This window comes from Pyramidobacter piscolens W5455 (genome assembly GCF_000177335.1).
Lineage (GTDB): Bacteria > Synergistota > Synergistia > Synergistales > Dethiosulfovibrionaceae > Pyramidobacter > Pyramidobacter piscolens.
Window position 1 is genome coordinate 1 of sequence record NZ_ADFP01000099.1, and the last position, 6,638, is coordinate 6,638.

Annotated in this window: 6 protein-coding genes; 4 read left to right on the forward strand and 2 right to left on the reverse strand. The window is 63.3% G+C overall.

The window, feature by feature from the left end:
• The first annotated feature begins 245 nt into the window (after window positions 1–245).
• Window positions 246–1,949 carry an ABC transporter permease gene (locus HMPREF7215_RS09090; RefSeq protein WP_009165535.1) on the forward strand — a complete coding sequence of 568 codons (1,704 nt, stop codon included), beginning with the start codon at window positions 246–248 and terminating at the stop codon, window positions 1,947–1,949.
• Window positions 1,950–1,967: 18 nt separating this feature from the next.
• Window positions 1,968–3,032 carry an ABC transporter ATP-binding protein gene (locus HMPREF7215_RS09095; protein ID WP_009165536.1) on the forward strand — a complete coding sequence of 355 codons (1,065 nt, stop codon included), beginning with the start codon at window positions 1,968–1,970 and terminating at the stop codon, window positions 3,030–3,032.
• Window positions 3,033–3,239: 207 nt separating this feature from the next.
• On the opposite strand, the gene HMPREF7215_RS09100 is transcribed toward HMPREF7215_RS09095, so the two are convergent.
• A complete protein-coding gene (locus HMPREF7215_RS09100; protein ID WP_198004591.1) occupies window positions 3,240–4,106 on the reverse strand; it encodes a 2,3-bisphosphoglycerate-dependent phosphoglycerate mutase in 867 nt (288 codons plus the stop codon).
• Window positions 4,107–4,194: 88 nt separating this feature from the next.
• Window positions 4,195–4,860 (reverse strand): L-2-amino-thiazoline-4-carboxylic acid hydrolase, encoded by a 666-nt coding sequence (locus HMPREF7215_RS09105; RefSeq protein ID WP_009165538.1) that lies wholly within the window; start codon window positions 4,858–4,860, stop codon window positions 4,195–4,197.
• A 615-nt stretch (window positions 4,861–5,475) separates the two neighbouring features.
• Here HMPREF7215_RS09105 and HMPREF7215_RS09110 point away from each other — a divergent pair.
• The gene (locus HMPREF7215_RS09110) at window positions 5,476–5,931 is read left to right on the forward strand and encodes a flavodoxin (protein WP_198004592.1); all 456 of its coding nucleotides are present in this window, start codon (window positions 5,476–5,478) and stop codon (window positions 5,929–5,931) included.
• Window positions 5,932–5,959: 28 nt separating this feature from the next.
• Window positions 5,960–6,638 (forward strand): GNAT family N-acetyltransferase (locus HMPREF7215_RS09115; RefSeq protein ID WP_009165542.1); only part of this gene is annotated, 679 nt, incomplete at its 3' end.

A 6,638-nucleotide genomic window follows, 5' to 3' on the forward strand; every position in this document is an offset into this window, starting at 1 on the left:
TACTGAACTTACTACTTCTGAGTTGCCGTTTTGTTGTCGTTTTCTCTCTTTTCGATTTACAGGGGCTTGTCAATTTACAGGAGTCTTGCTCGGATGATTTTTCGTAAGCGATTGCCCTGGAGAAAAAAGCGCGCCCCGTGAATTTTCGCGCGCCTTCCTGTACAATATGAAGAAGTCATGTTCCTTCGGGCACGCGGTTGCGCCCGGGGCACTTCACAAAATTCTTACGGCGGGAGCTGGTATCCGTGAGCGGGGGTTCGCCAACGATACAAAGTCCGGGAAAGTTCCGCATCGACGCGAAGGCGCTGCTGATCCTCGCGATCGTCGGCTTTCTGGTTCTGTTCAACGTGTTTCCGATGTGCTATCTGGTCGTCCGTTCGTTCTTCGCCGACGGCTCGTTCTCGCTCGCCGCGTTCGAGCGCATCTACACGTACAAGCTGAACTGGGAGGCGCTGCGCAACACGCTGGCGACGGCGGGGCTGTCGATGGTCTTCGGCGTGCTGATCGCCTTTCCGCTGGCATGGCTGGTGGGGCGCACCGACATGTACGGGCGCCGTTTCTTCCGCACGCTGTTCGTGATGACCTACATGGTGCCGCCCTACGTAGGGGCGATGGCCTGGCTGCGGCTGCTCAATCCGCGCGTGGGCACGCTGAACGTGTGGCTGGCGCGTCTTTTCGGACTGGCGGAAAATCCGTTCAACATCTACAGCATCGGCGGGCTGGTCTGGGTGCTGACGACGTTCTACTATCCCTACGCCTTCATCACCATCTCGCGCGCCATGGAGAAGATGGATCCTTCGCTGGAAGAGGCGTCGAAGATCTCGGGCGCTTCGCCGCTGAAGACGGTGCTGACGGTGACGTTCCCGATCATGCTGCCGTCGATCGTCGCCGCGGGGCTGCTGGTCTTCGTCTCGGCGGCGTCGTGCTACGGCATCCCTTCGATCATCGGCGCGCCGGGGCAGATCGACACGGTGACGACGCGCATCATCGACTACGTTTACGTGGGCTCGGCGGAAGGGCTGACGGACGCCACGACGCTGGCGGTGTCGCTGATGCTGATCGCCAATCTGGTGCTCTACGCGTCGACGTTCCTGTGCGGCAAGAAACAGTACATCACCGTGTCGGGCAAGTCGACGCGCCCCAACATCGTCGAGCTGGGACGCTGGCGGCTGCCGGTGACGGTCGCCGTGGCGCTGTTCGCGCTGGTCGTGGTGGCGCTGCCGTTCGCCACGGTGGCGATGACGTCGTTCACGAAGAATCTCGGCAAGGCGCTGACGGCCTCCAACTTCACGACGCGCTACTGGCACATCCTCTTCACGCGCAAAGGCATCCTCGACACGGCCAAAAACAGTTTCGTCGCCGCGTCGGCGGCGGCCACGGCGGGCATGGCGATCTCCTGCGCGATGGCCTGGCTGCTGACGCGCACGCAGGCGAAGGGGCGGCGCATCCCCGACTTTCTGATCACGCTCGGCAGCGGCACGCCCAGCGTGGTTATCGCCCTGGCGCTGATCATGACGATGTCGGGGCGCTTCGGCGTCAACATCTACAACACGCTGACGATCATGATCGTCGCCTACATGATCAAGTACCTGCTGATGGGCATGCGCACGGTGGTGTCGGCCATGAGCCAGATCCACCCGTCGCTGGAAGAAGCGTCGCTGATCTCCGGCGCGGGCTGGCTGCGCAGCTTCAAAGACGTGACGCTGCCGCTGATCGCGCCGTCGATCGTGGCGGGGTGGTTCTTGATCTTCATGCCCAGCTTCTACGAGCTGACCATGTCGACGCTGCTCTACTCCACCGACACCAAGACGATTGGCTACGAGTTGTTCACCTATCAGACCTACCACAGCCAGCAGACCGCCGCGGCCATCGCCACGGGCATTCTGACCCTCGTGATCGCCGTCAACTGGATACTCAACAAGCTCACCAAGGGCGAGTTCTCGATTTAGACAAGGAGCGCTTTTCGCATGTCTTCGATTACGTTGAATGAAGTGACCAAATCCTACGGCAGCGTTCAGGTGATCCGGAAGTTCAGCAGCGTCTTCCGCGACCGTGAGTTTGTGACGCTGCTGGGGCCTTCCGGCTGCGGCAAGACGACGATGCTGCGCATGATCGCCGGTTTCGAGAAGCCCACTTCGGGCGAGATCCTCATCGACGACGCCGTCGTCAGCGGCCGCGGCCAGTTCGTGCCGCCCAACCGCCGCAACATCGGCATGGTCTTTCAATCCTACGCCGTGTGGCCGCACATGGACGTGTTCGACAACGTCGCCTATCCGCTCAAGATCCAGGGGCTGTCCCGCGGCGAAATCAAGAAGCGCGTTTTCGATATTTTGGAGGCCGTTCACCTGACGCAGTACGTCAAGCGGCTGCCCAACGAGCTTTCCGGCGGCCAGCAGCAGCGCGTCGCGTTGGGGCGCGCGCTGGTGTGCAATCCGCGCGTGCTGCTGCTCGACGAGCCGCTGTCCAACCTCGACGCCAAACTGCGCGAGTCGATGCGCTTCGAGATCAAGGACATGCAGCGCCGCTTCGGCATCACCGTGGTCTACGTCACTCACGACCAGACCGAGGCCATGGCCATGAGCGACCGCGTCATCGTCTTCAACAAAGGCGCGGTGCAGCAGATGGACACGCCGACGAACATCTACCGCCGCCCGGCCAATCAGTTCGTGGCCGATTTCGTCGGCAAGATCAACTTCATCCGCGGCGCCGCCTCGGACGGGCGCGTCGACTTTCCCGGCGGCCAGTGGATGGCGTACGGCGGCGAGCGGCGCGGTCCCGTGGTGGTGGCCGTGCGCCCCGAGAACATGGTCATGCGCCGCGACCGCGGCGTGCTCAAGGGGACGCTGGCCAAAGCGTATTATCTCGGCGACACCAACGACTGCCGAGTGCGCATCGGCGACGCCGACGTGCGCGTGATCGCCGCCGGGCACACCTACGGCCAGATCCCCGAGGGCGAAGAGCTGTGGCTCGACTTCGACGAATATCTCGTCTTCGAGGACGACGGCGCAGACCAGACGCGGATTTTGTCGTAGCGGGGAACGCGGCGAAGCTCGAGGAACGGATCCGCAAAAAATGTTCCACGTGGAACGTTGTGTCTCGAGACCATTCGCTATCGGCATTCAGATGATATGATCAAAAATAGATATCATAAAACGAAAAAGCGGCCGAGGGGCGATGAGTTGGAATTCATCGCCCCTCGGCCGCTCTTTCGTTTTCGATGTTTTCAGTTGTGTCCGCGGTTATTTGCCGGCGGCCGGAGCGGGAGCTTCGGCGGGCTTTTCCGCGGGTTTGTCGGCCTCGGGAGGCGGCGGCAAAGGCACGTCTTCGACCTTCATGACTTCGCGGGAGACGACGTTGAAACCGTCGTCGGTGATCTCAAGGTTATAGACCACGGGCGTGGAGTTGGGAATCTCGAGCTTCTGCAACTCTTCCGGGGTCAGGTGAGGCTCGACCCACGAGGAGAGGGCGCGCAGGGCGGTGCTGTGACCGACCACGAGCACGTTCATGCCGGCGCGGAGCGTGGGGGCGAGCGTGTCGCTCCAATAGGGCGCTTCGCGGGCGATCACGTCCTTGAGGCTCTCGGCCTGAGGGATAAAGCGGCGGTCAAGATTGGCATAGCGGGGATCGTGCACGGGCGAACGAGGGTCCTCGTAGGCCAGGGCCGGAGGCGGCACGTCGTAGCTGCGGCGCCAGATGTCGACCTGCTCCTTGCCGACGGCTTCGGCCACTTCCGTGCGGGTCTTGCCCTCGAGGTCGCCGTAGCAGCGCTCGTTGAGGCGCCAAAACTTCTCCACGGGCAGCCAGCGGCAGTCCAGGGCGCTCATGGCCAGCCAGGCGGTGGCGATGGCGCGGCTCAACAGCGAGGTGTGTACGACGTCGAACGTCAGATCGGCGTTCTTCATGGCGATGCCGGCGTTGAAAGCGCCTTTCACGCCTTTGCGGGTCAGGCGCACGTCGGACCAGCCGGTGAAGCGGTCCTCGAGGTTCCATTCGCTCTCGCCGTGACGGAGCAGCACCAGCGTCACGTTCTTGGGCGCCGCCCAGGCGGAAGCCGCCAGGACCGTCAGCAGGGCCAGCGCTCCCAAAAGCCGTTTCAGGTTCTTCAAACAAATCGCCTCCTGTAAAAAGTCAAAAGATGTTTTTGCCGCTTTAAGATAATCAAACGGCGGGACCTTGTCAAGCAAAACGCGGCGGCTACTCCATGATCTGTGTGAACGGTTCTTCACAAAGTTTCAGCCTGAAATCGCAGCGGTCCGCCCCGTCGGCGAGCGTCCGCGTCCGTTCGAGGCGGACGCCCATGGCGGCATGGAGCGGGTAGTCGTCGCGGCAGAACCAGGCGGCGAAGCGCCGCAGGCCGCGCTCCTCAAGGTACTGGACGACGGGGCACTTGAAGACGTCGTAGCCGACGTCGAAGGATTCGCCTTCGCGCGGCAACACAGCTTCGACGAGCCAGTCGTCAGGGAAGCGGCGTTCGCGCGAGCGCGCGGCGATCTTTTCGGCCAGCTCCGGCGAGCACATGGCCGCGCCCATGGCGGAACGCTTTTCCGCGGGAAGGCTGGATTGGGCGAAAGCGGCCAGCGCTTTCTGCGTCGCCAGGGAGATGCGCGGCAGGCTCCAGCCGCGCTTTTCCAGTTGGAGCCACACGCCCGACAGCCAGGCGACGCCGACGAGGCTCTTGAGCCAAGGGTTGTCGGCGCCGACCTCGGGAATGAACGGGATGTCGGCTTGAAATGCTTCGTCCGCCCGCGCCAGCATGGCGCGGACCTCGGCTTCTTCGAACCCGCCCGCAAGCTGCGCGGCGACCGCAGCCGCCATGCCGCGCAGCATGGAGAAAAAGGGGACGGCGGCTTCGCGTCTCATCGCGCCGCTCCCGCCGAAGCGCCTGCGGGGCCGCGTCCGCAGGTCGGCGGCGCAGCAGAGATTTTTTTTGAGTCACGCAAGGGAAACGCCTCCTTCTTCAAGAATTTCCTGCCCATGAAGATATCGAAGCAACGGAGCCTTGTCAAGCCGGACGCGGCGGCTCCGCTCGTTTTGAGGCCGGGAACGGACGTATCAAAACTTTTATCGCCAGAAAACCTCCGCGTTATTGCGGAAAGACTATCGACAATCAAGCCGACTTATACACATTATTTTGTGGATAATGTGCCTCTTCTGTGGATAGTCTTCGCATCGTGGTTTCAAAAGTCCCCGTGGAGCCAAAGATCAGACCGCGTTTTCCACATGCCCCGGGCGTCCCGGCGTGCATAGTTCCGCCGACAATCAACCTATCGCGGCGGGCTGGACGGCGGCGGCTTTTGTCGTCGGTCGAAAAAGACGGAACGGGCCGCGCGCGACGTGGAAAAGTCCCCCGCGCCCGGCGGATGCGGGAAAAACCGCCCGCATGGTACAATAAAGCTGCGGCGGAGCCAAACGCACGTTCTTCGCGCCAAACGCCCGCCGCACGGCGAAAATTTTTTTCCGGAAAGGATGGTTTTCATGGCAAAGCTTCTGATCGCGTACTTCTCCAAATCGGGCACGACTCGGGCCAGAGCCGAGCAGATCGCGCGCGTCACGGGCGGCGACCTGTTCGAGATCAAGACGGAGAAGGCGTATCCGCAAAGCTACGCCGGCACGGTGATCGTCGGCAAAAAAGAACAGCTCACCGGCGAGCTGCCCAAGCTCATCGGCCGCGTGGGGGACTTCGCCGCTTACGACCGCGTCGCGCTGGGGTTCCCCGTGTGGTGGTTCACCTGCCCGCAGGCCGTCGTCAGCTTCCTGTCGCAGTACGACTTTTCCGGCAAGACGGTCTGGCCGTTCTGCACGCACGGCGGCAGCGGCCCGCGCGGCAGCGCGGGGAAGATCCGCGCCCACTGCGCCGGCGACGTCAAAGACTGCCTCGACGCCAACAAGCTGACGGACGAGGGCGTCGCGGAGTGGCTGAAAACTGAATAACGGACGCTCTCAGACAGGGGATCTTTTCATGACCTCTCGATTTCGCGCCGCCCGCGGCGGCGACCTTGAGCGGATCGAAGCGCTGATCGACGCGCGCATCCGCTGGATGGACGAAACGGGCATACGGCAGTGGAACGTCACGAACTACCGCGAAGTCTACCCGCGCGCCTATTACGAGCGGATGCTGCGCGAGGGCAAGCTGTTCGCGCTCGACGGCGACGGCGGAACGGTCGCGGCGGCGGTCCTGCTCGAAGAGGACCCGCGCTGGAGCGACGCGCCGCGGCCGGCGCTGCACGTGCACAACCTGGTCTCGTCGCTGCGCGACCGCGGCGCGGGACGGGAATTCCTGCGCCTGGCCGGCGAGCGGGCGACGGCGCTGGGGAAACGCGCGCTGCGCCTCGACTGCGCCGCGGACAACGCGAAACTGAACCGTTTTTACGAGAATCTCGGCTTCCGCGCCGCCGGGACCGTCGAAGACGGCCCGTATCACGGCGTGCGCCGCGAGAAGGCCGACCTGCCCGGCCGCCCGTTCGACGTAAACGCGCTCCTTTTCGAAGGTTACGAGACGCTCGACGTCTTCGGCCCCGCGGAGATCCTCGCCCACGTCGGCGATTACCGGCTGCGCTGGTTCTCGCGCGGCGGCGGCGAAGTCGTCAACGCTCAGGGGCTGCGCGTCCTCGCCGAACCGCTGTCGGCGGCCGACCCGC